The organism is Desulfosporosinus sp. Tol-M2, from assembly GCF_059735615.1.
This window is the reverse complement of the sequence record NZ_JCAIJG010000053.1, coordinates 1-1207: the sequence shown is the minus strand read 5'-3', so window position 1 is coordinate 1207 and position 1207 is coordinate 1. Positions and strand designations below refer to the sequence as shown.

The 1207-nt window shown below is 44.4% G+C and carries 2 protein-coding genes; both read right to left on the bottom strand.

Going from position 1 to position 1207, the window contains the following annotated elements; genetic code table 11:
• Positions 1 to 594: 594 nt before the first annotated feature.
• Positions 595 to 861 (bottom strand): reverse transcriptase domain-containing protein, encoded by a 267-nt coding sequence (locus AC6I5A_RS03700; protein WP_052167878.1) that lies wholly within the window; start codon positions 859 to 861, stop codon positions 595 to 597.
• Positions 862 to 945: 84 nt separating this feature from the next.
• A complete protein-coding gene (locus AC6I5A_RS03695) occupies positions 946 to 1086 on the bottom strand; it encodes a hypothetical protein (RefSeq protein WP_497900469.1) in 141 nt (46 codons plus the stop codon).
• Between the last annotated feature and the right edge of the window lie 121 nt (positions 1087 to 1207).

Below are 1207 nucleotides of genomic sequence, written 5' to 3'. Positions count from 1 at the left end.
ACATACTGTTGATAATGATAGCAAAACTGAGAATACATGAGTGGAATTTCATTACTGAGTCTGCAAGATTCACAGTACTCATTCCAAAGTAGACTGAGAGTTACTCCGCTTTTCGCCATTTCTTTATGAATGTACTCGTTATCCGGGCGCTTTCGAGGTAAAGGTAATAAAGATTCGGGGTAAAAAAGCTTTTGCAACTCACCATTCGTCATTTCTGGATTCAATGGCCATGCAACATTGAACTCCTTAGACTGTTTTGCTACATTGGCAACAGTGTTGCGTGAACATTCGCAGCTAACTGCGATGCTGCGTTGACTGATTCCTTGGCTAATTAGCCGTAGAATCTCTCGATAATTGGTCATTCGATGACCAAGTGAATATTTAGTTATTTTTCTTCTTCAAAAAAAGAATCTCTCGATAATTGGTCATTCGATGACCCTCCTATGAATGTAATTTACACCCCTCTTTTGAGTGCATAGCTACATTCTAATGGAAGTTTTCATCAAATGGCTCTCTATCCGGAAGGGTGGCTCTGAAAATCCGGAGCCATGGCTCTCGCTGTCCGGAATAGTGGCTCAATTCGGTCCGGATTATTCAGTTCAGTTCATGGGTTAAGTCTATTACTGCTTTTTGTGCTCCCGTATGCGGTCGGTATCCATAGGTATGGTCACTGAATTCCTGTTCATAAATCGCCTCTAGGATTTTCGCCGCCGCGCGTTGGATAATCTTGTCTGAGACCGCAGGTATGCCCAGCGGCCTTTTCTTTCCGTTGCCTTTGTCGATGTACACTCTGCGTACTAGCTTCGCACGGTATCGTTTGCTTTTTAACTGCTCTACTGCCTTGCTAAGGTTGGTTTCCAATTCCTCAGCGTATTCCTTGGCAGTTATGTTGTCTATTCCTGCTGCAGCCTTCTCCTTTAGGTCATGGAAAGCTTCGTACAGTGCTTAAACATTGAGCAGTTTATATAAGTTCCCAAACCGGTGAGTTTTGTTTTCTGTTGCCTTCTTTGCTATTCCCCGCAGGGAGGTTTGCCAGCGTACTTCCGATCCAACATGTCCGGTGCTGGTTTCCTTTACAGGCTGCATACTCTTGTTAACCCCTTCCCCATGTAGTCGGCTTTCCCGACCTCGGAGTACTGTGAGTTAATCCGACTCCCTCTCCATATTTTTGCTTGCTCATGCCCATACTGTTTCCGCTAGCCTAAAA